The 22,457-nt window shown below is 65.9% G+C and carries 19 protein-coding genes; 12 read left to right on the top strand and 7 right to left on the bottom strand.

Annotated elements, in window-relative coordinates:
• The first annotated feature begins 1 nt into the window (after position 1).
• The 6 genes from QHG62_RS19615 to ygiD all read left to right on the top strand — a co-directional run bounded on the left by QHG62_RS19615 (position 2) and on the right by ygiD (position 6,976).
• Positions 2 to 1,267: a M20 aminoacylase family protein gene (locus tag QHG62_RS19615; protein ID WP_281147355.1), complete on the top strand. Its 1,266-nt coding sequence runs from the start codon at positions 2 to 4 to the stop codon at positions 1,265 to 1,267.
• A 34-nt stretch (positions 1,268 to 1,301) separates the two neighbouring features.
• Positions 1,302 to 2,885: an ABC transporter substrate-binding protein gene (locus QHG62_RS19610; protein ID WP_281147354.1), complete on the top strand. Its 1,584-nt coding sequence runs from the start codon at positions 1,302 to 1,304 to the stop codon at positions 2,883 to 2,885.
• Between the two features lie 71 nt (positions 2,886 to 2,956).
• A complete protein-coding gene (locus QHG62_RS19605; protein WP_258504323.1) occupies positions 2,957 to 3,868 on the top strand; it encodes an ABC transporter permease in 912 nt (303 codons plus the stop codon).
• Between the two features lie 26 nt (positions 3,869 to 3,894).
• The gene (locus QHG62_RS19600; protein WP_281147350.1) at positions 3,895 to 4,965 is read left to right on the top strand and encodes an ABC transporter ATP-binding protein; all 1,071 of its coding nucleotides are present in this window, start codon (positions 3,895 to 3,897) and stop codon (positions 4,963 to 4,965) included.
• The gene (locus QHG62_RS19595; protein ID WP_281147348.1) at positions 4,962 to 5,990 is read left to right on the top strand and encodes an ABC transporter ATP-binding protein; all 1,029 of its coding nucleotides are present in this window, start codon (positions 4,962 to 4,964) and stop codon (positions 5,988 to 5,990) included. The genes QHG62_RS19600 and QHG62_RS19595 overlap by 4 nt, the downstream gene beginning before the upstream one ends.
• Before the next feature lie 56 nt (positions 5,991 to 6,046).
• Positions 6,047 to 6,976 carry a 4,5-DOPA dioxygenase extradiol gene (gene ygiD / locus QHG62_RS19590; protein ID WP_281151715.1) on the top strand — a complete coding sequence of 310 codons (930 nt, stop codon included), beginning with the start codon at positions 6,047 to 6,049 and terminating at the stop codon, positions 6,974 to 6,976.
• Positions 6,977 to 6,985: 9 nt separating this feature from the next.
• Here the strand turns inward: ygiD and zwf are convergent, their stop codons facing one another.
• A complete protein-coding gene (zwf, locus tag QHG62_RS19585; RefSeq protein ID WP_281147346.1) occupies positions 6,986 to 8,452 on the bottom strand; it encodes a glucose-6-phosphate dehydrogenase in 1,467 nt (488 codons plus the stop codon).
• 141 nt (positions 8,453 to 8,593) lie between these two features.
• On the opposite strand from zwf, the gene QHG62_RS19580 reads away from it, so the two are divergent.
• Genes QHG62_RS19580 through QHG62_RS19565 form a run of 4 tightly spaced genes read left to right on the top strand, consistent with a single transcriptional unit; the run spans position 8,594 to position 13,591 of the window.
• A complete protein-coding gene (locus tag QHG62_RS19580; protein ID WP_281147344.1) occupies positions 8,594 to 9,607 on the top strand; it encodes an ABC transporter substrate-binding protein in 1,014 nt (337 codons plus the stop codon).
• Positions 9,608 to 11,869 (top strand): ABC transporter permease, encoded by a 2,262-nt coding sequence (locus tag QHG62_RS19575; RefSeq protein ID WP_281147342.1) that lies wholly within the window; start codon positions 9,608 to 9,610, stop codon positions 11,867 to 11,869.
• A 15-nt stretch (positions 11,870 to 11,884) separates the two neighbouring features.
• Entirely contained in the window at positions 11,885 to 12,937 is a 1,053-nt protein-coding gene (locus QHG62_RS19570) for an ABC transporter ATP-binding protein (RefSeq protein WP_281147341.1), read from the top strand.
• Between the two features lie 12 nt (positions 12,938 to 12,949).
• The gene (locus tag QHG62_RS19565) at positions 12,950 to 13,591 is read left to right on the top strand and encodes an HAD family hydrolase (protein ID WP_281147339.1); all 642 of its coding nucleotides are present in this window, start codon (positions 12,950 to 12,952) and stop codon (positions 13,589 to 13,591) included.
• Here QHG62_RS19565 and QHG62_RS19560 read toward each other — a convergent pair.
• Positions 13,578 to 14,255, bottom strand: a complete 678-nt coding sequence (locus QHG62_RS19560) for a lipocalin family protein (protein ID WP_281147338.1) — start codon at positions 14,253 to 14,255, stop codon at positions 13,578 to 13,580. The two genes, QHG62_RS19565 and QHG62_RS19560, sit on opposite strands and share 14 nt — an antisense overlap.
• Positions 14,256 to 14,499: 244 nt before the next feature.
• Here QHG62_RS19560 and tal point away from each other — a divergent pair, with 244 nt between their 5' ends.
• Positions 14,500 to 15,459 (top strand): transaldolase, encoded by a 960-nt coding sequence (tal, locus tag QHG62_RS19555; protein ID WP_281147336.1) that lies wholly within the window; start codon positions 14,500 to 14,502, stop codon positions 15,457 to 15,459.
• Positions 15,460 to 15,461: 2 nt separating this feature from the next.
• On the top strand, positions 15,462 to 17,018 hold the full coding sequence (gene pgi, locus QHG62_RS19550; RefSeq protein ID WP_281147335.1) for a glucose-6-phosphate isomerase: 1,557 nt from the start codon (positions 15,462 to 15,464) through the stop codon (positions 17,016 to 17,018).
• Positions 17,019 to 17,219: 201 nt separating this feature from the next.
• Here pgi and mgtA read toward each other — a convergent pair whose 3' ends face one another.
• From mgtA to QHG62_RS19525, 5 genes are all read right to left on the bottom strand, one after another.
• The gene (mgtA, locus tag QHG62_RS19545; protein WP_281147333.1) at positions 17,220 to 19,943 is read right to left on the bottom strand and encodes a magnesium-translocating P-type ATPase; all 2,724 of its coding nucleotides are present in this window, start codon (positions 19,941 to 19,943) and stop codon (positions 17,220 to 17,222) included.
• A 201-nt stretch (positions 19,944 to 20,144) separates the two neighbouring features.
• Positions 20,145 to 20,363 carry a hypothetical protein gene (locus tag QHG62_RS19540; protein ID WP_281147331.1) on the bottom strand — a complete coding sequence of 73 codons (219 nt, stop codon included), beginning with the start codon at positions 20,361 to 20,363 and terminating at the stop codon, positions 20,145 to 20,147.
• A gap of 357 nt (positions 20,364 to 20,720) precedes the next feature.
• Positions 20,721 to 20,933, bottom strand: coding sequence for a hypothetical protein (locus QHG62_RS19535; protein WP_258501777.1), 213 nt, complete (start codon positions 20,931 to 20,933; stop codon positions 20,721 to 20,723).
• A gap of 57 nt (positions 20,934 to 20,990) precedes the next feature.
• Positions 20,991 to 21,410: an acyl-CoA thioesterase gene (locus tag QHG62_RS19530; RefSeq protein ID WP_281147329.1), complete on the bottom strand. Its 420-nt coding sequence runs from the start codon at positions 21,408 to 21,410 to the stop codon at positions 20,991 to 20,993.
• Positions 21,411 to 21,429: 19 nt separating this feature from the next.
• Positions 21,430 to 22,431, bottom strand: a complete 1,002-nt coding sequence (locus QHG62_RS19525) for a Bug family tripartite tricarboxylate transporter substrate binding protein (RefSeq protein ID WP_281147327.1) — start codon at positions 22,429 to 22,431, stop codon at positions 21,430 to 21,432.
• Between the last annotated feature and the right edge of the window lie 26 nt (positions 22,432 to 22,457).

Here is a 22,457-nt window from a genome sequence, read left to right as displayed (position 1 = left end):
GATGACGGCTGTCGCAGCACCCCGGCTGCAAGCTTCGGGAAGGGCATTTGCTCACATCGCGAGTTTTTATCCGGAGATCACGGCCTTTCGCCGCGACCTTCATGCGCATCCTGAACTCGGCTTCGAAGAGGTCTACACGGCCGGCCGCGTGCGCGAAGCACTGCGTGCCTGCGGGGTGGACGAAATTCACGACCGCATCGGCAAGACCGGCGTGGTGGGCGTCATCCGTGGAAAGTCCACTGCAAGCGGACGAATGATCGGCCTGCGCGCCGACATGGATGCACTGCCCATGCGCGAAGACAACGACTTCGGCTGGCGCTCGGCCAACGACGGCCTGATGCACGGTTGCGGGCACGACGGGCACACCGCCATGCTGGTCGGGGCCGCGCGCTACCTGGCCGAAACCCGCAACTTCGACGGCACGGCGGTGCTGATCTTCCAGCCGGGCGAAGAAGGCTTTGCCGGCGCGCGCGTGATGATCGAAGACGGCCTGTTCGACCGCTTTCCGGTGCAGTCGGTCTATGCAATGCACAACTGGCCCGGCATGCCGGCCGGCACGGTAGGCATCAACCGCGGCGCCATGATGGCTGCGGCCGACCGCATCACCATCGAGATCAAGGGCAAGGGCGGTCATGGTGCCCATGCGTACCAGACCATCGATCCGGTGGTGGTTGCCGCGCACATCATCACTGCCGCGCAAACCATTGTCTCGCGCAGCGTGCGTCCCATCGACGCGGCGGTCGTCAGCATCTGCGCCGTGCAGGCAGGCGACCTGGGCGCGATGAGCGTCATTCCGGGCGAGGCCACGCTCGTCGGCACCGTGCGCACCTTCAGCGCGCGCGTGCAGGCGCAGGTCGAGCAGAGGCTGACCGAGCTCTGCACGGCCGTTGCCGCGGGCTTTGGCGCAACCGCCACCATCAAGTACGAGCGCATCTATCCGGCCACCATCAACACCGCCCCCGAGGCGATGTTCGCGGCCGACGTGGCCGAATCGCTGGTGGGTGCCTCCAATGTCGACCGCAGCATGGAGCCCAGCATGGGCGCCGAAGACTTCTCTTTCATGCTGCAGAAAAAGGCGGGCGCCTACCTGCGCATTGGCCAGGACGTGAAGAACGGCGCCTTCCTGCACAACAGCCGCTACGACTTCAACGACGAGATCCTGCCGCTCGGCGCCGCATTGCATGCGGGGCTGATCGAGCAGGGCATGCCGCTGGCTGCTACCCGCAGCGGGCAGCCCGTGAAAGACGCCGCTACCGCGGCGCCTTGATGTATTTCCGATTCCAACCCGAGGAGTGTTCCCAATGAGTTTCAAGAAGAAAGTGGCCGCGGCCACCGTTCTGTGCGCCCTGGGCGCCATCAGCCTGGTCGCGAGCGCGCAGACCATCCGCATTGCCAACCAGGGCGACGCGCTGTCGCTCGATCCGCACTCGCTGAACGAGTCGCTGCAGTTGAGCGTGACCGCCAACGTCTATGAAACCCTGGTGGGCCGCAACAAGGACCTGAGCCTGGCGCCGCTGCTCGCTACCAGCTGGAAGCAGACCTCGCCGAACATCTGGCGCTTCGAACTGCGCAAGGGCGTGGTGTTCCACGACGGCACGCCGTTCACCGCCGATGACGTGGTTTTCAGCTTTGCGCGTGCGCAGGGCGACGGCTCCGACCTTCGCGCCACGCTGAGCGACATCAAGGCCGTGCGCAAGGTGGGCGACCTCGCCGTCGAGATCGAAACCAACGGCCCGTTCCCGATCCTGCCCGACGTGATCTCGCTCACCATGATCATGAGCAAGAAGTGGTGCGAGGAAAACCAGGCCACCAAGCCTGTCGACCGCCGCAAGGGCATCGAGAACACCGCATCGTTCAAGGCCAACGGCACCGGCCCGTTCCGCGTGCGCGAGCGCCAGCCCAACGTGCGCACCGTGTTCTCGCGCAACGGCACTTACTGGGGCAAGATCGACGGCAACGCGCAAGAAATCGTCTTCACGCCCATCGCCAACCCCGCCACCCGCGTGGCCGCACTGGTCTCCGGCGAAGTCGACGTGATGGAGCCGGTGCCTGTGCAAGACATTGCGCGCATCAATGCGGCGCCGAACGCACGCGTCATTACCGGCCCTGAACTGCGCACCATCTTCCTGGGCATGGACCAGAAGCGCGACGAGCTGCTGTATTCCAACATCAAGGGCAAGAACCCGTTCAAGGACAAGCGCGTTCGGCAGGCTGTCTACCAGGCCATCGACATCGCCGGCATCCAGCGCACCGTGATGCGCGGCGCCTCGCGTCCGACCGGCCTCCTGGTGGGCCCCGGCATCAACGGCTGGACCGCCGAGCAGGACAAGCGCCTGCCTTTCGACGTCGAAGCCGCCAAGAAGCTCATGATCGAAGCCGGCTACCCGAACGGCTTTGAAGTGACGATGAACTGCCCGAACGACCGCTACGTGAACGACGGCCAGATCTGCCAGAGCGTGGCTGCCAACCTTGCGAAGATCAACGTCAAGATCAACCTGGCTGCCGAGACCAAGGGCACCTACTTCCCCAAGATCCTGCGCCGCGACACCAGCTTCTACATGCTGGGCTGGACCCCGACCACCTACGACTCGCACAACGCGCTGAGCTCGCTCACCGCCTGCCCGGACGACAAGGGCACGGGCCAGTTCAACCTGGGTGCTTACTGCAACCCCAAGCTCGACGAGCTGACGAAGAAGATCCAGTCCGAAAGCGACAAGACCAAGCGCAACGAGCTGATCAAGGAAGCCTTCAAGATCCATGCGGACGACATCGGCACCCTGCCGCTGCACCAGCAGTCGCTGGCGTGGGGCGTGAGCAAGAAGGTCGAGCTGGTGCAGCTGGCCGACAACTTCATGTACTTCAAGTGGATGAGCATCAAGCCGTGATTCCGCTGGCCGCCCACCGGGTGGCCTGACCATGGGCCCGCTTCTTGCGGGCCCATTCCTTTTGCTTCACGATGAAAAAAACACTTGCCCGCTGGCTCGACAGCGACGTCGGCTACAGCTTCCGCACTTCACCCGTGGCAATCGGTGCGGCACTCATCGCGCTGGCCTGCGTGTTCTGTGCGGTCTTTGCCGGATGGGTCTCCCCGCACAACCCGTTCGACCTTGCAACGCTCGAACTCGGCGATGCGCGTCTGCCGCCTGCATGGAGCGCTGAAGGCTCGTCCAAATACCTGCTCGGCACCGATGACCAGGGCCGCGACATTCTCTCGGCCGTGATCTACGGCGCGCGCATCTCGTTGATCGTGGGCGTCGTCTCCGTGTTGCTGTCGATCACCGTCGGCGTCGTGTTCGGCCTGCTCGCAGGCTTTCTCGGCGGCTGGCTCGATTCGTTCCTGATGCGCGTATGCGACGTGATGCTGTCGTTTCCGCCCATTCTGGTGGCACTCCTCATCGCGGGCGTCGGCCGCGCTCTGTTCCCGGGCGCCCATGAGTCGCTGGCCTTCGGCGTGCTCATCATCTCCATCTCCTTGACCGGCTGGGTGCAATACGCGCGCACCGTGCGCGGCTCCACGCTGGTGGAGCGCAACAAGGAATACGTGCAGGCTGCCCGCGTGACCGGCGTGGCCCCGCTTCGCATCATGCTGCGCCACGTGCTGCCCAACGTGATGGGGCCGGTGATGGTGCTGGCAACCATTCAGGTGGCCACCGCCATCATCACCGAGGCGACGCTGTCGTTCCTTGGCGTGGGCGTGCCGCCGACATCTCCTTCGCTCGGAACGCTGATCAGCATCGGCAACCAGTACCTGTTCTCGGGTGAATGGTGGATCACCGTGTTTCCGGGTTTGATGCTGGTGCTGATTGCGCTCAGCGTGAACCTGCTCGGCGACTGGCTGCGGGACGCATTGAACCCGCGCCTGCGCTGAAGCAACGAAAAAAGGACAACGCCCCCATGACGCTGCTCCAGGTCAAAAACCTCGTCGTCGAGTTTCCGCATCGCCGCGGCACGCTGCGTGCGCTCGACGGCATTTCTTTCGACATTGCGCCCGGTGAAATCCTGGGTGTGGTGGGGGAGTCGGGTGCCGGCAAGTCGCTCACGGGCGCCGCCATCATCGGGCTGCTCGAGCCGCCGGGCCGCGTGGCCAGCGGAGAAATCGTGCTCGAAGGCCAGCGCATCGACAACCTGGGTTTCGATGCGATGCGCCCCATTCGTGGCCGCAAGATCGGCGCGATCTTCCAAGACCCGTTGACTTCGCTCAACCCGCTCTACACCGTGGGCCGCCAGCTGGTCGAGACCATCCGCACCCACCTGCCGGTGACCGAAGCCGAAGCGCGGCGCCGTGCCATCGGCCTGCTGCAGGACACCGGCATTCCGGCCGCCGAGCAGCGCATCGACCATTTTCCGCACCAGTTTTCGGGCGGCATGCGCCAGCGCGTGGTCATTGCACTGGCGCTCGCGGCCGAGCCCAAGCTCATCGTGGCCGACGAGCCGACCACCGCGCTCGACGTCTCCATCCAGGCGCAGATCATCCAGCTGCTCAAGCGCGTCTGCAAGGAGCGCGGTGCCGCCGTGATGCTGATCACGCACGACATGGGCGTGATCGCCGAAACCTGCGACCGGGTGGCCGTGATGTACGCGGGCCGCGTTGCCGAGATCGGCCCGGTGCACGAAGTGATCCACCAGCCGGCGCATCCCTACACCTCCGGCTTGATGGCGTCGATTCCCGACATGGCCAGCGACCGCGAGCGCCTGAACCAGATCGACGGCGCCATGCCGCGGCTCAACGCCATTCCGCAAGGCTGTGCCTACAACCCGCGCTGCCCGCGCACTTTTGCACGCTGCCTGACGGAGCGGCCCGAACTCATGCATGCGGGTGCCACGCGCGCCGCCTGCTGGCTGCACGACGCCGCCGATCCGCACAAGGGCCAGGCCGAACTCGCGGCCCGGCACCACGATGCGCAGCTTGCCGGCGAGCGCGCCGTTCCCGATGCGGCCGCACCGATTGCAGAGGTCACCCGATGAGCGCAGTACTCGAACCCCGCAGCACGGAAGCCGGCGAGCCGCTGGTCGTCGCCCACGATCTGGCCCGTACTTTCGACGTGTCGCCGCCTTGGCTCAACCGCGTGCTCGAGCGCAAGCCGCGCGTGCTGCTGCATGCCGTCGACGGCGTGAGCTTTTCCATCGAACGCGGCAAGACGCTGGCGCTGGTCGGCGAATCGGGCTGCGGCAAGAGCACCGTTGCGCGCCTGCTGGTCGGCCTGTATGCACCGACCCGAGGTGGCCTGCAGTTCGACGGACAGGATGCGCACGCCGCATTCAAGACGGCCGAAGGCCGCAAGCTGCGCCGCCGCATCCAGATGATCTTCCAGGACCCGTACGCGAGCCTGAACCCGCGCTGGATCGTCGAAGACATCATCGGCGAGCCGCTTCGCGAGCATGGCATCCTGAGCGGCAAGGCCGAGTTGGGCGAGCGCGTGGGCGAGCTGCTCAGGTCCGTCGGCCTCTCGCCGCTGGACATGAGCAAGTACCCCCACCAGTTCTCGGGCGGCCAGCGCCAGCGCATTTCCATTGCGCGAGCGCTTGCCACGCAGCCCGAGTTCCTGGTGTGCGACGAGCCCACCTCGGCGCTCGACGTGAGCGTGCAGGCGCAGGTACTCAACATCATGAAAGACCTGCAGCGCCAGCAGGGGCTCACCTATCTCTTCATCTCGCACAACCTTGCGGTGGTGCGGCATGTGGCCGACCAGGTCGGCGTGATGTACCTGGGCCGGCTGGTCGAGGTGGCCGACAAGCAGAAGCTCTTCGCCGAGCCGCAGCACCCGTACACGCGCATGCTGCTCGACGCAATTCCGCAGATGAAGCACACCGGCCGCGCGCGCACGCCGGTTCGGGGCGAGGTGCCGAACCCGCTCAATCCGCCGACGGGCTGCGCGTTTCACCCGCGTTGCCCGCATGCGAATGCGCGGTGCTCGGCGGAGCGGCCGAAGCTCTTGAGCATCAAGGGTGTGCAGGTGGCGTGCCACGCGGCGGAGGAAGGCCGCATCTAGCCAGCGGTGTGCGTAAACGCACTGACCTGCCCGGCAAGCCGGCGCAGAGTGCGGCCATGACGATGAAGAAGCACCCGAGCGAAGAAATCAGCCCAGCGATGCAAACGGAGCTCGGCCGCCGCGGCTTTCTCATGGGCTCCGCGCTCGGTGCAACCGCAATGCTGGCATCCCTTTGTTCTTTGTCGCATGCCGCCGATGCCCCGGCGCGGCGCATGCCCGTCATCTTCATCGGCCACGGCTCGCCCATGAATGCGCTGGCGGACAACGCCTTTACGCGCCGCCTGGCCGCATGGGGCAAGGAGCTTCCGCGGCCCTCAGCTATTCTGAGCGTGTCGGCCCATTGGCTGAGCCGCGGCGCCACCGGCGTCGGAATGCAGGAGCGGCCGAAGACGATTCACGATTTCGGCGGCTTTCCCCAGGCGCTTTTCGACATCGACTACCCGGCGCCGGGCCATCCCATGCTCGCACGCGAAGCCATCGGCGCAGTCAAGCAAACCCCGGTGGTGGGCACACAGCAGTGGGGCCTGGACCATGGAACGTGGACGGTGCTGAAGCACCTGTACCCCAAGGCCGACATTCCCGTGTTCCAGCTCAGCATCGACTACGACAAGCCCGCGGCATTCCACTACGCCATCGGCCGCGATCTTGCGGCGCTGCGCGACAAGGGTGTGCTGGTGATGGGAAGCGGCAACGTGGTGCACAACCTGCGGGCCACCGATCGCGGCACGCCCGACGGGCCTGCGGCCAGCCGGCCGTGGGCGCAAGGATTCGACGATGCGGTGAAGGCCGCTCTGTCAGGCCGGGACGACCGAGCACTGGTCGCCTACGAAAAGCTGGAGGGCGCCGCGACCGCGGTCGCAACGCCGGACCACTACTTTCCGTTTCTCTACGCTCTCGGCGCCGCAGACTCGAGCGAGCGCGCGAAAACGGTCTACGAAGGCTTTCAGTCAGGCACGCTGAGCATGCGCTGCATCCAGTTCGGCTGAGCGCGCGGTCTACTGCTCCTCGCCCCACGAGAATCCGTCGCGCGCAATCATCGCGCTCGAGGCGCTCGGGCCCCAGGTGCCGGCCGCGTAAGGACGCGGCCCGCCATCCGATGCCCAGCTGTCGATCAGCGGCTCGACCCAGCGCCACGCTTCTTCCTGCTCGTCGCTGCGCACGAACAGGTTCAGGCGCCCGTCGATCACGTCGAGCAGCAGCCGTTCGTAGGCACCCACGCGCTCGGCGCCAAAGCGCTTGTCGAAGTCCAGGTCGAGCTGCACCGGCGCCAGCTGCGCGGCGCTCTGGTGGCCGTTGCTGCGGCGGTTGTCCTGCGCCTGCGCAAGCATGTGCAGCTCCAGGCCGTCCTTCGGCTGCAGGTTGATCACCAGCTTGTTGACCGCGCCCGATGGCGCACGATAAATCGCGTGCGGCGTCGGCCGGAAGTTCACCTCGATGCGCGCATCGCGCGAGGCCAGCCGCTTGCCGGTGCGAATGTAGAGCGGCACGCCCGCCCAGCGCCAGTTGGCAATTTCGGTGCGCAGCGCCACGAAGGTCTCGGTACGGCTGTCGGGGTCGACGCCGGGCTCGTCCCTGTAGCCCGGCACGCGCTCACCGTAGGCCGTGCCGGCCGTGTACTGACCGCGAATGGCATGCAGGCCGAGCGTTTCTGGCGTCCAGGGCTTGAGCGCTCGCAGCACCTTGAGCTTTTCGTCGCGAATGGCATCGGCATGCGAGTTGATCGGCGGCTCCATGCCAATGGCACAGACCAGCTGCAGCGCATGGTTCTGCACCATGTCGCGCAGAGCGCCGGTCTGGTCATAGAAGGCGCCTCGCTTTTCAACGCCCAGGTCTTCCGCAATCGTGATCTGGATGTTCGCGATGTGCTCGCGGCGCCAGATCGGCTCGAACAGCGCGTTGCCGAATCGCATGGCGAACAGGTTCTGCACCGAGGGCTTGCCCAGGTAGTGGTCGATGCGGAAAACCTGCTTTTCCTCGAGCACCTTGCACACAGCGGCATTGATTGCGCGGTTCGACGCCAGGTCGTGCCCCAGCGGCTTTTCGAGCACCATGCGCGTCGTCGGCCCGTTCAGGCCCGCAGCGGCGATCTGCTCCACCACCTGGGTAAAAAGCGCCGGTGCCGTGGCCACGTACATCACCACGATGTCGGCATTGCGCTGCTTCAGCAGGTCGGCAAGCCGTGTGTAGTCGGCCGGCTTGGACAAATCCATGCGCAGGTAATGCAGCAGCGAGGCGAACTTCTCGAATTCTTCGGCCGAAGGGCGCTTGGCACCTTCGACGGCATTGAAGCGCGACTGGATCAGTTCGCGGTACTGGTCGTCCGAGAGGTCGTCCCGCGCCACACCCACGATGCGTCCGTCTTTCGGCAGGCTGCCGTGCCTGAAGGCCTGGAACAGCGCGGGCATCAGCTTGCGCCATGCAAGATCGCCAGTACCGCCGAACAGAACGAGATCGAAGCTCATGTGTCGAATTTCCTTTTGTCTTGGTGCCGAGTGGGCTTGTTTCAACCGAATGGTACTTGTACCGATTCATGAAACCTGTACGAAAGCTACGCTCCACCCCGGCCGGGAGGCCTATTTTTGTTTTCGAGGCGGGGTTTTCACATGAAGAAGCTTTTTACTGCAGCGGCCTTGGTGGGTTTGTCGGCCGTCGCGTCGGCGCAGGGCACGGTCAACGTGATCTGCTCGGTCCAGGCCGAATGGTGCAACGTGATTGCCACCGTGTACGCGCGCACCACCGGTACCCGCATCAACATGTCGCTCAAGGGTTCGGGCGAGGCGCTGGCCCAGCTCATTGCCGAGAAGGACAACCCCAAGACCGACGTGTGGTTCGGCGGCACCGGCGATCCGCACCTGCAGGCGGCCGAACAGGGCCTGACGCTCGAATACAAGTCGCCCACGCTGGCGCAGCTGCACCCCTGGGCCCAGCAGCAGGCCAAGCAGTCGGGCTACAAGACGGTCGGCATCTATTCGGGCCCGCTGGGCTTCGGCTACAACCCCGAGCTGCTGGCCAAGAAGAAGCTGCCCGTGCCCAAGACCTGGGCCGACCTGCTCAAGCCTGAATACAAGGGCGATATCCAGGTGGCCAACCCGGCCTCGAGCGGCACGGCCTACACCATGATTGCCACGCTGGTGCAGCTCATGGGCGAAGACAAGGCCTTCGACTACCTGAAGGCGCTGCACAAGAACGTGGGGCAGTACACCCGTTCGGGCACTGGCCCCATCAAGGCGGTGGCGCGCGGCGAAACAGCGGTTTCCATCAGCTTTGTGCATGACGGCCCGGGCGAGAAGATGCAGGGCTTTCCGGTCGAGACAATCACCCCCAGCGACGGCACGGGCGCCGAAATCGGCTCCATGAGCATCATCAAGGGCGCCCGCAATCTCGAGGCCGCCAAGAAGTTCTACGAATGGGCGCTGACGCCTGGCGCGCAGGAGCTCGGCGCCGCCAACAAGCAGTTCCAGCTGCCCAGCAACAGCACTGCCAAGCTCGATCCGCGCATTCCGGACTTCAAGAAGATCAAGTTCATCAACTACGACTACGCCAAGTACGGCGCCAGCGCCGAGCGCCGGCGCCTGATTGCGCGCTGGGAAAAAGACGTCAACTCGCTGCCGCGCTAAGTGGGCACCGTCGCTGCCGGCGCCGCGCCGGTCAATCCGGCCGCCGCGGCTTCGGCCCGGCGCTCGCAGCGCTGGGTCTGGGCCTGGGTGGCACTGGGTTTTGCGGCCTACCTCGTGCTGCCCTGGTATGCGATCCAGGATTCGACCTGGTACGAGGCCGTTCCCCAAGTGTTCGGGCAAGCCGAAGGCGCCAACGGCCTGATGCAGGCGGCCACGCAAGGCCGCAGCTGGCTCTTCGTCGGCCTTGCGGGCCTGGTCATGTGCGCCATCGGCGCGTGGTTGCCGGCCGGCCGGTCGCAAGGGCGCTGGTTGTTGGCGGGCGGCGCCCTGGGCGCCATCGGCCTTGCAGCTGCGGGCTTCACGATTGGCGCGCGCGGCTGGAGCGTTGCGGCCCTCAACACGCAGTTCGGCGAACTGGCCGTCAACCAGTTCGGCATTGGCGCAGGCGGCTTCGTGGCGCTCACCGCGCTCACGCTGCTCGCGGCGTTCGGCATTGCGCGGCTGGGGCTCTTCAAGGGCGACCTGTTCGTGGCCGCCGCGGTCATCGGCTGCGGCGTGCTGATGGCGTTGTTCATTGCCTACCCGGTCAGCAAGGCGCTGGCGGGGGCGTTTTTCAATGAAGAGGGGCAGTGGTCGATCGCCGCGTTCGTCGCGCGCGTGTTCACCGAACGTATCTGGGGACTGGGCTGCATTGCGGGCGGCGTGCGCTGCGGCGTGGCATGGAACACGCTGGTGCTGGCCTTGCTCACGGCCGCCGGCACCACTTTTCTCGGCACGTTGATGGCGCTGATGGCCGAGCGCGGCAGCAAGCGCGGGCAGGGTGCGCTGCGGGTGCTGGCGCTGCTGCCGATCATCACGCCCCCCTTTGTTGTGGGCCTGGGGCTCATCCTGCTGTTCGGCCGTGCGGGCATTGTCAACCAGTTGCTCGAAAACGTCTTCGGCATCGAACCGACACGCTGGTTCTACGGCATGCCGGGCGTGCTGGTGGCGCAGCTCTTCGCCTTTACGCCCATCGCCTTCATGATCATGCGCGGCGTGGTGCAGGGCATTGCACCCAGCCTCGAAGAAGCGGCGCAGATGCTGCGCGCCGACCGGCGCCGCACTTTCTTCACCGTCACGCTCCCGCTGTTGAAGCCCGGGCTGGCCAATGCCTTCCTGGTCGGCTTCATCGAGAGCATTGCAGACTTCGGCAACCCGGTGGTGGTCGGCGGGCAGTTCTCGGTGCTGTCGACAGACATCTTCTTTGCCATTGTCGGCGCGCAGTATGACCAAGGCCGGGCGGCTTCGCTGGCATGGGTGCTCACGCTTTTTGCGCTTGGCGTGTTCGCGCTGCAGCGCGGCGTGCTCGGCAAGCAGAACTACACCACGGTGAGCGGCAAGGGCGATGCGGGCATTGCCATGGCGCTGCCCGACGGCGTGCGCCGCACCATCCAGTGCATTGCGCTGCCGTGGATCGCCTTCACCGCCGTGGTCTACCTGTTCGCCTTTGCCGGCGGCTTTGTGCAGACCTGGGGCCGTGATTACAGCTTCACGCTCAATCACTTCAGGAGCGCGTTCGCGCTGGAGTGGGGGCAGTTCGGTCTGGTGTGGGCGGGCACGGCATGGAACTCGCTGATCACCACGCTCAAGCTCGCGGGAATATCTGCGCCCATCACCGCGGCTCTCGGCCTGCTCATTGCATGGCTGCTGGCCCGCAACGAGTTCAAGGGGCAGGGCATGTTCGAGTTTGGTGCGCTGCTGGCCTTTGCCATTCCGGGTACGGTGCTCGGCGTGAGCTACATCCTGGCCTTCAACGTTCCGCCGTTCGAGTTGACGGGCACCGGGCTCATCATCGTGCTGTGCTTCATGTTCCGCAATTTGCCGGTGGGGGTGCGGGCCGGCACGGCAGCCTTCAAGCAGCTCGACCGCTCGCTCGACGAGGCCTCGCTGATGCTGCGGGCCTCCACGTCGCAGACGCTTTTCAAGGTGGTGCTGCCGCTCCTGAAGCCGGCATTGGTAGCCGCGCTGGTCTACAGCTTTGTGCGCGCAATGACGACCGTGAGTGCGGTGATCTTTCTGGTCACCGCCGAAAACGAACTCGCCACCACCTACATCATCGGCCGCGTGGGCAACGGCGACTACGGCATTGCGCTGGCCTACTGCACGGTGCTCATGATCCTGATGTCGCTCGCGATTGCGCTGGTGCAATGGGTGGTTGGGGAACGCAAGCTGGGGCGCCGCAAGGCAGGCGTGCCGGTGGTGGCTGCGCCCGTGGTGCAATGACCGGGAGAAGAACGCATGAGCAACGGCATCGAATTTCGCAACGTCACCAAGCGCTACGGCACCGACAAGAGCGGTCCGCTCGCGGTCAAGGGCATCAGCTTCGAGGTGCCGGTCGGCACACTCACCACCATCCTCGGGCCTTCCGGGTGCGGCAAGACCACCACGCTGCGCATGATCGCGGGGCTCGAATCGCCGACTTCGGGCTCCATCCTGATGGGCGGACGCGACGTCACGACCCTGGGGCCGGGCGAACGCAACGTGAGCATGATGTTCCAGAGCTACGCGCTGTTTCCGCACATGAACGTGATCGAGAACGTGGGCTACGGCCTGCGCATGAGCGGTGTGAAGAAGGACGAGGCCACCGTTCGCGCACGCGATGCGCTCAAGGGCGTGGGCCTGGTCGGATTCGACGAGCGGCTGCCCAGCGAACTCTCAGGCGGCCAGCAGCAGCGCGTGGCGCTGGCGCGCGCCCTGGTGCTGGAGCCCGCCGTACTGCTGTTCGATGAGCCGTTGTCCAACCTGGACGCCCGGCTGCGCCGCGAAATGCGTGAAGAGATCCGCGCACTGCAGCAGCGCCTCAAGCTCACGGTGGCCTATGTGACGCACGACCAGAGCGAGGCGCTGGCCGTGAGCGACCAGATCATCGTGATGGACCACGGCGTGATCGCCCAGCGCGGCACCCCCGAGCAACTCTACGGCCGTCCCGAGAGCGAGTTTGTCGCCGGGTTCATGGGCGAGGCGATGGTTTTTCCGGCCGTGGCGCAGGCCGATGGCAGCGTTACCGTCGGCCCGCTGCGCCTGCAGCCGCGCCATGCGGTAGCTCCCGGCGCCGTGAAGGTGGCGGTGCGGCCCGAGGCCTGGAACATCGGCGCCGCCGGCGCGGCCCAGGGGTTGCCTGCCACATTGCGAAAGGCGGCCTACCTTGGCAGCTTCTACGAATACGGCTTCGACACCCCGATGGGGCCCGTCTTCGTGGTGTCCACCGATCTTTCGCGCCCCCTGGCCGCAGGCGCGCAGGCCACGCTGTCGCTGGCGGCGCACGGCGTGAGCGTGGTGCCCGGCGCATGAAACAATGGCGCCATGAACGTGGTTTTCGATCTTGGCGCCGTGCTCCTGGCATGGGAGCCCACCCGGCTGGTGCAGGCCCATCTACCCGAGCACGCGCCCACTGAGCTTGCCGCCGCGGCGCTGGGCCGTGCGCTCTTCCACCATGACGACTGGCTGTGTTTCGACTGCGGCACGCGCTCGCTCGAAGATGCCATTGCGCGCATGGCCCAGCGGCTGTCGCTTCCCGCCGCGCGGCTCGACGAGATGCTCGGCACGCTGGGCGAGCGCCTGGAGCCGATTCCGGTCACGGTCGAACTGCTCGAAGGGCTGTTTGCGCGCCGCGATGCCGGTGAGGCGCTGCGCCTTTACTACCTCTCGAACATGCCAGCGCCTTATGCGCGTGCCATCGAGCGCCGCCACGGCTTCATCCGGCGGTTCGACGGCGGGGTTTTCTCTGGCGACGTGAAGTTCATCAAGCCGAATCGCGAAATCTACGAGCTGCTCGCGGTGCGCCATGCGCTTGATCCGCAGCAGACGGTTTTCATCGACGATTCAGCCGCCAACGTGGAAGCGGCGCGCGCCTTCGGCTGGCACGCCATTCACTGCACCCACCCCGCCGCACTGGCGGCGCAGCTCGGGCGCCACCTGCCGGCCGGATCGGCTATCGGCCGGTAAGCACCACCTTGGCGGTGTCGAACCCGAGGCTGGCGGCGTAGTCCAGCTCGGCCTGCAGCGCGTCGTCCTCCAGGCGGGGAGCGCGCGACAGAACCCAGAGGTACTGGCGGTCGGGTGTACCGACCAGCGCCACCTGGTAGTCGCGGTCGAGCTTCAGGATCCAGTAGTCGCCCCACACCATCGGCAGCCAGCTCAGCCAGGAAGGTGCAAAGCGCACTTCGAGCCGGCCCGCGCCGGGCTGGCCTGCCACCGGCACCACGCGCGCTGTGCCTATTGCTTCGTCGAAGTTGCCGTCAGGCCGAACGCAGCGGTTGATGACCTGCAGCGTGCCGTCCGGCTGGGGTGTGTATTCGGCGGTCACAGGGCCTGCGCACTGCTTCTGGAAGCGGTTCGGCAGCCGTGCCTGTTCGTGCCACACCCCGGCATAGCGCTGAATGTCCACCGGCGCCACCACCTGCAGCGGCGCGCGCATGAGCGGTGCCCCATCGGCCGGGCCGGGCACTTGCGCACGGGCGGTACGTCCGGCGCCGAGCGCAAGCCAGGTGGCCACGCCGCCCACCACGAAGGCGGTGGCCAGCGTGCCAATGGCGGAGCTGGTGCGGCGGTCATCGAAAGGAGCGCGGTTCGCCGCTGCGGAAGCTGCGGTGCGGTGGCGGAAGGACATTGGGGGCACTCCTGTAGTCAGTCGAAAGCATCAAGGCGGGAAGCCAAAGCCTAGCCCGCGAAGGCAAGCGCTGCCGTCAGCGGCGGACCACAGCCCATGTAGGGCGGGGCAGCCGGCGTACAACCCTGTCGGCCGAAGGCCGATGCAGCGCAGCGAAAAGCCGTGCTACGGTGCGCATGAAAACATCGGCCCCAGCGCAATAGCGTGCAGGACTTGTCATCACCCGCACAGGATAATCCTCGACATGAATCAACTCGATGCTCTCCGTCAATGGACCACCGTGGTTGCCGACACCGGCGACTTCAAGCAACTCAGCATTTCCAAGCCGCAGGACGCGACCACCAATCCGTCGCTCATCCTCAAGGCAGTGCAAAAGCCCGAGTACCGGCCGCTGCTCGACGAAGCCGTCAAGAGCCATGCGGGCAAGCCGCTGGACGAAGTGATCGACCGGCTGCTGGTGCGCTTCGGCGCCGAGATTCTCTCGATCATTCCAGGTCGCGTGTCGACCGAAGTCGACGCACGCCTGTCGTTCGACACGGCCGCCACCATTGCACGCGGCGAGCGCATCGTGGCGCTCTACAAGGCCGAAGGCATCGACACCGAGAAGCGACTGCTGATCAAGGTGGCCTCCACGTGGGAGGGCATCCAGGCGGCGCGCGCGCTCGAGCAGAAGGGCATTCGAACCAACCTCACGCTGCTGTTCTCGTTTGCGCAGGCGGTGGCCTGCGCCGAGGCCGGCGTGCAGCTCATTTCGCCCTTTGTGGGCCGCATCTACGACTGGTACAAGAAGTCGGCCGGCGCCAAGTGGGACGAGGCGGCGAGCGCTGGCGCGAACGATCCGGGCGTCAAGTCGGTGCGCGAAATCTACAACTACTACAAGCAGCACGGCATCAAGACCGAGGTAATGGGCGCGAGCTTCCGCAACGTGGGGCAGATCCAGGCCCTGGCCGGCTGCGACCTGCTGACCATCAGCCCCGAGCTGCTGGCCGAGCTGGCCGCGAGCAACGAGCCGCTAGCACACGCACTGGACGCCAAGAAGGCCGCCGCGACGGCCAGCGTAGAGAAGCTGAGCTACGACGAGCCGAGCTTCCGCTTTGCGCTGAACGAAGACGCCATGGCCACCGAGAAGCTCGCCGAGGGCATCCGCGCCTTTGCGGCCGACGCCGTGAAGCTGGAAAAACTCATGCAGGAAAGCGGCAAGTAAACATGGCCATGACCCTTCGCTGCGACCGCGCGCCCGCCTGGGCGCAACTGCAGAGCTACTTCGAGACCGCGGGCCGCCAGTTCGACGTGCGCCACGCCTTCGTCGACGATGCGGGGCGCTTCGAGCGCTTCAGCCAGGAGGCGCCTTACGTCTTTGCCGACCTGTCGAAGAACCTGATCGACGCGCGCACCGAGGAAATGCTGCTCGCGCTGGCCCGCGAATGCGGCCTCGAGGCGCATCGCGATGCGATGTTTGCCGGCGAGCACATCAACAACACCGAAGACCGCGCCGTGCTGCACACGCTGCTGCGCGCACCCGCCAATGCCGCCGCAGGCAAGACTGCGGCCGAGCTGCGCGAAGTGCACGCCACGCTCGACGCGATGCTGGCCTATGCCGAGAAGGTGCGCGGCGACCACACGATCACCGACGTGGTCAACATCGGCATCGGCGGCTCCGACCTCGGCCCGCAGATGGCGGTGCTCGCGCTGGCCGAATTCGCCGCGCCGGGCAAGCGCTTTCATTTCGTTTCGAACGTCGACGGCCATGAGCTCGACGGCGTGCTGCGCGACCTGGCCCCCGAACACACGCTGTTCCTGATTGCGTCCAAGACCTTCACCACCACCGAGACGATGACCAACGCGCTCTCGGCCAAGCGCTGGTACGAGCAGTCGGGCGGCACGGACATCGCCGGCCACTTTGCGGCGCTCACCACCAACGTCGAGGCAGCGAAGCAATTCGGCATCGACACCACCTTCGGTTTCTGGGACTGGGTGGGTGGCCGCTATTCGCTGTGGTCGGCCATCGGGCTGCCGATTGCATTGGCCATCGGCGCCGACGGATTTCGCCGGCTGCTGGCGGGCGCGCATGCAATGGACGAGCACTTCCGCACCGCACCGCTCGAAAAGAACCTGCCGGTGCGCCTGGGCCTGATCGACGTCTGGTACCGCAACTTCCACAAGTTCACGAGCCGCGGCATCGCGCCGTATCACAGCGCGTTGAAGCGCCTGCCGGCCTACCTGCAGCAGCTCGAGATGGAAAGCAACGGCAAGCAGGTCGATGCAAGCGGCGAGCCGCTGCCCGCGGGACTGGGCACTTCGCCCGTGCTCTGGGGCGAGCCCGGCACCAATGGCCAGCATGCCTACTTCCAGATGCTGCACCAGGGCACGGATGTGATTCCACTCGAGTTCGTGGCGGTGCGCGACGCAGCGCACACGCTCGAAGGCCACCACGCCAAGTTGCTGGCCAATGCGCTCGCGCAGGCGCAGGCATTGATGGTCGGAAAGCTCGACGCCGGTGGCCACAAGAACTTTCCGGGCAACCGGCCGAGCACCTTCTTTGTTTTCGAGAAGCTCACGCCCGAGTCGCTGGGTGCGTTCCTTGCGCTGTACGAACACCGCGTGTTCACCAGCGGTGCGCTGTGGGGCATCAACAGCTTCGACCAGTGGGGTGTGGAGCTCGGCAAGGTGCTCGCGAAGGACATCGAGCCGCGCCTTGCTTCGGGCGACATCATGGGGCTTGATGCTTCTACGGCCGGGTTGCTGAAGCGGCTGGGTTCCTGAGCTTGTTTGGTTCTTCGGAGTAGGGGCGCGTTCAGGGCGGCGCTCCCGCCGACGGGGTACCTTTCTCCGCGAATGTCCCCCGGCCTGCGGCCTCCTCCCGGGGGACATTCGCGGAGGGGAGTACCCGGTGGCCTTTGCACACGCCCTGAACAGCGGCGCCCCAAACAGCAGCGCCCCGAACAAAGAGCCAAAAACAAAACGTCACTGCCACCCGTACCGCCGCGCATACCACCCCTTGACCGTCTGCGTGAGCGTTGCATAGCCGGCCAGCATCGCGGCCAGCCATGGAAAGTAGGCCAGCGGAAGCGCCTGCAGCCTTAAGTAGTGCGCAAACCGTCCCATTGGCAGCCAGATGCCCACTGCGGCAATGACGCCGCCCATTGCCAGCAGCGGCCAGGCGGCACGGCTTTGCAGGAACGGGATCTTTCGCGTGCGGATCAGGTGCACGATCAGGGTTTGAGACAGCAGGCCTTCGACGAACCAGCCGGACTGGAACATGGTCTGGTGCGCAACCGTGTTGGCCGAGAACGCGAACCACATCACTGCATAGGTCAGGATGTCGAACACCGAACTCAGTGGCCCGAAGAACACCATGAACCGACCCAGGTCGGCCGGGTTCCAGCTCTGCGGCTTGCGCAGGAACTCGGCGTCGACGTTGTCGAACGGAATCGCGATTTGCGACACGTCGTACAGCAGGTTCTGCACGAGCAGATGCAAAGGGAGCATCGGCAGAAAGGGCAGGAACGCACTCGCCACCAGCACCGAGAACACATTGCCGAAATTCGAGCTCGCCGTGAGCTTGATGTACTTGAGCATGTTGGCGAACGTGCGGCGCCCTTCGATCACGCCCTGCTCCAGCACCATCAGGCTCTTCTCCAGCAGGATGATGTCCGCCGACTCCTTGGCCACGTCCACCGCGCCGTCCACCGAAATGCCGATGTCCGCCGCACGCAATGCCGGCGCATCGTTGATGCCGTCGCCCATGAAGCCGACCACGTGTCCGTTGGCATGCAGCGCGTGCACGATGCGCTCCTTGTGCGCCGGCGTGAGCTTGGCAAACACCTGGTGCTGCTCGACCAGCGTGCGCAAACCCGCGTCGTCCAGCGCCTCGATCTCGCGGCCGAGCACCACGTGGCCGGCTTCGATGCCCACGTCGCCGCAAACCTTGCGTGCGACCAGTTCGTTGTCGCCCGTGAGCACCTTCACCGCCACGCCATGCTCCGCCAATGCACGCAAGGCCGGCGCGGTCGATTCCTTTGGCGGATCCAGGAACGCCACGTACCCCAGCAGTGTTAGCCCGGATTCATCGGCCACGCCGTAGGCGGGCTTGCGGGCGTTAGCTCTCAGTGCACGGCTGGCGACGGCCACCACGCGCAGCCCCTGCGCGTTCAGCTCCGATGCCACGCGGTGGATGCTCGCCAGCAAGTCGCCATCGAGCGCCAGCACTTCCGCGCCGCGCTCGACCGCGGTGCACACTGAAAGAATCTCTTCCAGCGCGCCCTTGCAGATCAGCAGGTGCTCGCTGCCGCCGTTCTCCACCACCACCGACATGCGGCGGCGCGAAAAGTCGAACGGCACTTCGTCGATCTTGCGCCAAGCCGTCTGCAGGCGCGTTTCGGGCTGCATCTCGGCGTGGTTCAGCACGGCCTTGTCGAGCAGGTTCTTGAGGCCCGTCTGGTGAAAGCTGTTCAGGTAGGCCATCTGCAGCACATGGTTCGACGCCTCGCCCCACGCATTGGTGTGGCGCTCGAGCACGATGCGGTCCTGCGTCAGCGTACCGGTCTTGTCAGTGCACAGCACGTCCATTGCGCCAAAGTTGTGAATGGCTTCGAGCCGCTTCACGATCACCTTCTGGCGCGACATCACCACCGCGCCCTTGGCAAGCGTGGCGGTCACGATCATCGGCAGCATCTCGGGCGTGAGGCCGACGGCGATCGACAGCGCAAACAGCGCCGCTTCCCACCAATCGCCCTTGGTCACGCCGTTGATCACCAGCACCAGCGGCGCCATCACCAGCATGAAGCGGATCAGCACCCAGCTCACGCGGTTGATGCCGGCCTGGAACGCGCTCGTGCCCTGGTCGGCCGCGGCCACGCGCTGCGCGAGCGCGCCAAAGAAGGTGCGGTTGCCGGTGTGCACGATCAGCGCGGTGGCGGTGCCGCTGATCACGCTGGTGCCCATGAACAGGAGGTTCTCGCGCTCCAGCACGCCGGCCTCGCGGCTGCCCCGGTCGACAGGAAATTTTTCGACCGGCATGGCTTCGCCGGTCAGGGCGGACTGGCTGATGAACAGGTCCTTGGCGCCCAGCAGGCGGCAGTCAGCGGGAATCATGTCGCCGGCCGAAAGCGCGATCACGTCGCCTGGCACAAGGTCGCGCATCGGCACTTCGACGCGCGGCACGCTTGCGGCGCCGGCTGCGGGCCGCAGCACGGTGGCGGTGTTGCTCACCATTGCTTTCAACCGCTCGGCGGCCTTGTTGGAGCGCGACTCCTGCAGAAAGCGCAGCACCGTCGACAGTCCCACCATGCTGCCGATCACGAGCGCGGCCTTCATGTCCTCGGTCACGTAGGAAACGAGTGCCAGCACCGTGAGCAGCAGGTTGAACGGATTGCGGTAGCACTGCCACAGGTGCGTCCACCACGGCAGCGGCTGCTCGTGGCGCACCTCGTTGCTGCCAAGGCGCTTGCGCAGCGCCTGCGCCTCGTCTTCGCCCAGGCCTTGCGGCGAACTGCCGAGCGTTGCGAGCAACTCGCTTGCATCGGCATGCGATGCGGCGGCCAGCGCCTTCGCAATGTCGGGCGGCATGGCGGCGGAGGCTACGCCGACGGGCTTCGAGCCCAGCATGGTTTGCCAGCGCTCGAAGTGATGCAGCATGCGGCGGCTACGCAGGAAGCTCTCGAAAACGGACTTCAGGACGTTCTTCATTTCTTTTTCCTTCGCGGCGCGGGCCGCGAAGGGAAGAACCTCCCGCGTCAATCAGGCGTGGGAGCCCCCTTGCGGCGCGGTGCGCTGCAAACTGTTGTTATCGATGGGTCGGAACATGGGCGGCGCGCAGGGGCGCCAATGAGAAGCGGGGTCGTCCATGGAAGGCCTCCTTGTTTCGTGCATGCCGAGCTGTGCGGTGCTTCAGCGTTGCGTGGTTCGGGAGGGTTGCTCCAGCAGCAAGAAGAAGCTGCGGATGCGCCGCGTGGTCCAGAGCGCGGCGGCGCGGTCCAGCGTTTCGTTGTCCACGTCCTGCCTTGTGGCCGCCGCGCGCGCAGGCATGTGCGCCGAAGGGCGAACGGTTTCGTGCACCGGCTGTTGTTGCTGCTGTTGCAGCTGCTGACGAGATTCGAATTGACGCATGGCAAGGCTCCTTCGCGTTGAAGGGCCTCGCGCACGGACGCACGCAAGCTGACTGAAAAAGTCAGTGACGGGGAACGACGGGATTCGGAAGGGGAGAACCGCTGGCCTGATGGGCGAACGGGTCACGCTGCGTGCACGGCGGCCGCAGCGCAAGAGAGCCTGCGCTAGAGGGCCGGATGTGTCACGCCTGCCGAGGCACGCGTCTTGTCACTGATCCAACTGGCACTGTCCACGCACGAGGCTCCGAAGTGAAGATCTTGCGATTGTTGCACTGCGTCATGAGGTGCGTCAACCCTTGGCGGCATATTCCGCGCTGCCAGCGCGGTGGCTCCGAAGGTGCGGGAGCGCCTTTTGGCTTCAGTTGGCGATGCACTGAAACAGCACGCCCGACTCGGCGGGCGCCCTGCCAAGCCACTTGGGCGTTGCATTCCGTGCGCTGCAGTAGTCGGAGGCCTGCACGTAGGTAGGGGCACGCAGCGCGCCGTCGCGAAACGGCGTCACCTCGTTGGGAGGCGAGGAGCAGCCGGTAACAACAAGCAAGGCGAGCGGAAAAAGAAGGTGCCGGTTCATCAGGCCATTCTAAGTAAGAGCGGGTAAGCACGATAAGGGCAAGCGAGCGCGGGTCTCCTATTCGCACAGCGCACGAATTTCCGGCGGAATCGGCACCGCGCGGATGCCGCCGCCTTCGCGTTTGGCCGCAAAGATGCGCACTTCCTCGCACTCGAGAATGAGCTCGTCGCCGCGCGTCACGCGGTACGTTTGCACAAAGCTCTTGTCGCGCCATTCGGCAATGCGCACCGCAATCATCAGCGTGTCCCCGTAGCTCGCGGCTTTGACGAAGCGCGTGTGCGTGTCGACCAGCGGGGTGCCGATCACGCCGAGCGTCTTCGTCGTTTCTTCCCAGCGCGAGACGCCGCATTCCGCAAAGAAGTGGCGCGAGGCCGCATCGATCCAGCGGAAGAAGTTGGGAAACCAGACGATGCCGGCCGGGTCGCAGTCGCCGAACTCGACGCGCGCGGTGTAGGTGATTTCTTTGCTGCTGCTCATCTGTTCATTGTCGCGGTGCTCAGTCGGCAACGATTTTCCGGTCGCGTATCAACGCCCCGAAGCGCTGCGAATCGGCTGCGGCGCGCTGCTGGAACTCGGCCGGCGTGCCCGGCAACGCTTCGCCGCCGAGTGCGGCAATGCGCTCTTTCACGGCCGGCAGCGCAAGTGCGCGGTTGATTTGCGTGTTGAGCTGGGCCACCACTTCGGGCGGCGTGCCGGCAGGCGCGTAGAAACCGAACACCGTGTCGGCATCGAAGCCGCGCAGTCCGGCCTCGTCGAGCGTGGGCACGTCCGGGAACTGCGACGAGCGGTGCGGGCTGCCCACCGCCAGCAGCCGCAGCTTGCCTGCGCGCACCTGCTGCAGGCCGATGCCGGGGTCGAAGGCGTAGTCGATCTGGCCCGCGAGCAGGTCTTGCAGCGCGGGCGCCGCGCCGCGGTAGGGCACATGCAGCGCGAAGACGCCGGCCTGGCTCTTGAACATTTCGCCCGCCAGGTGCGGCGAGCTGCCGCTGCCCGGCGAACCGTACGAGAGCTTGCCCGGGTTGGCCTTGAGGTAGGAAATGAACTCGCGCACGTTGGTGGGCGGCAGCGAAGGCTTGACCACCAAGAACACCAGCACGCGCGCGGCTGCGGCCACTGGCACCAGGTCCTTCGCGGGGTCGAAGCTCATGCGCGAGTACAGGTGCGGGTTGACCGACACCATGCCGCCCGAACTCATGAGCAGCGTGTAGCCGTCTGCCGGCGCGCGCGCCACCGACTCGCCGCCGACGTTGCCGTTGGCACCGGCGCGGTTCTCGATGACCACGGGCTGCTTGAGCGATTCCTGCAGCGGCTGCGAAACCGCGCGCGCAATCTGGTCCGCGGCGCCGCCCGGCGGAAAGTTGACGACGACCTTGATCGGCTTGGCGGGCCATGCGCCGGGGTGCGCCTGGGCATGCGTCTGCGCATGCGCGCAGGCCAGCAGCGCGCAGGCGGCGGTCAAAAGAAGGCGGCGTCGCCAGGAAAGGGCGAGGTGGGGCATGGTGTTATGTCTCCTTGGTTGTTATG

The organism is Variovorax paradoxus, assembly GCF_029919115.1.
In the GTDB taxonomy this organism is placed as follows: domain Bacteria; phylum Pseudomonadota; class Gammaproteobacteria; order Burkholderiales; family Burkholderiaceae_C; genus Variovorax; species Variovorax paradoxus_O.
The sequence above is the reverse complement of the archived record's forward strand: the minus strand, read 5'-3'. Positions and strand labels throughout refer to the sequence as shown.

What these genes read in the sequence shown, in the direction of transcription:
- mgtA (WP_281147333.1), bottom strand. Translation starts at nt 19,943, where the DNA reads ATGAAGAACGTCCTGAAGTCCGTTTTCGAGAGCTTCCTGCGTAGCCGC.
- pgi (WP_281147335.1), top strand. Translation starts at nt 15,462, where the DNA reads ATGGCCATGACCCTTCGCTGCGACCGCGCGCCCGCCTGGGCGCAACTG.
- QHG62_RS19525 (WP_281147327.1), bottom strand. Translation starts at nt 22,431, where the DNA reads ATGCCCCACCTCGCCCTTTCCTGGCGACGCCGCCTTCTTTTGACCGCC.
- QHG62_RS19540 (WP_281147331.1), bottom strand. Translation starts at nt 20,363, where the DNA reads ATGCGTCAATTCGAATCTCGTCAGCAGCTGCAACAGCAGCAACAACAG.
- QHG62_RS19605 (WP_258504323.1), top strand. Translation starts at nt 2,957, where the DNA reads ATGAAAAAAACACTTGCCCGCTGGCTCGACAGCGACGTCGGCTACAGC.
- QHG62_RS19610 (WP_281147354.1), top strand. Translation starts at nt 1,302, where the DNA reads ATGAGTTTCAAGAAGAAAGTGGCCGCGGCCACCGTTCTGTGCGCCCTG.
- QHG62_RS19600 (WP_281147350.1), top strand. Translation starts at nt 3,895, where the DNA reads ATGACGCTGCTCCAGGTCAAAAACCTCGTCGTCGAGTTTCCGCATCGC.
- QHG62_RS19580 (WP_281147344.1), top strand. Translation starts at nt 8,594, where the DNA reads ATGAAGAAGCTTTTTACTGCAGCGGCCTTGGTGGGTTTGTCGGCCGTC.
- QHG62_RS19615 (WP_281147355.1), top strand. Translation starts at nt 2, where the DNA reads ATGACGGCTGTCGCAGCACCCCGGCTGCAAGCTTCGGGAAGGGCATTT.
- QHG62_RS19560 (WP_281147338.1), bottom strand. Translation starts at nt 14,255, where the DNA reads ATGTCCTTCCGCCACCGCACCGCAGCTTCCGCAGCGGCGAACCGCGCT.
- tal (WP_281147336.1), top strand. Translation starts at nt 14,500, where the DNA reads ATGAATCAACTCGATGCTCTCCGTCAATGGACCACCGTGGTTGCCGAC.
- QHG62_RS19570 (WP_281147341.1), top strand. Translation starts at nt 11,885, where the DNA reads ATGAGCAACGGCATCGAATTTCGCAACGTCACCAAGCGCTACGGCACC.
- QHG62_RS19595 (WP_281147348.1), top strand. Translation starts at nt 4,962, where the DNA reads ATGAGCGCAGTACTCGAACCCCGCAGCACGGAAGCCGGCGAGCCGCTG.
- zwf (WP_281147346.1), bottom strand. Translation starts at nt 8,452, where the DNA reads ATGAGCTTCGATCTCGTTCTGTTCGGCGGTACTGGCGATCTTGCATGG.
- ygiD (WP_281151715.1), top strand. Translation starts at nt 6,047, where the DNA reads ATGACGATGAAGAAGCACCCGAGCGAAGAAATCAGCCCAGCGATGCAA.
- QHG62_RS19530 (WP_281147329.1), bottom strand. Translation starts at nt 21,410, where the DNA reads ATGAGCAGCAGCAAAGAAATCACCTACACCGCGCGCGTCGAGTTCGGC.
- QHG62_RS19565 (WP_281147339.1), top strand. Translation starts at nt 12,950, where the DNA reads ATGAACGTGGTTTTCGATCTTGGCGCCGTGCTCCTGGCATGGGAGCCC.
- QHG62_RS19535 (WP_258501777.1), bottom strand. Translation starts at nt 20,933, where the DNA reads ATGAACCGGCACCTTCTTTTTCCGCTCGCCTTGCTTGTTGTTACCGGC.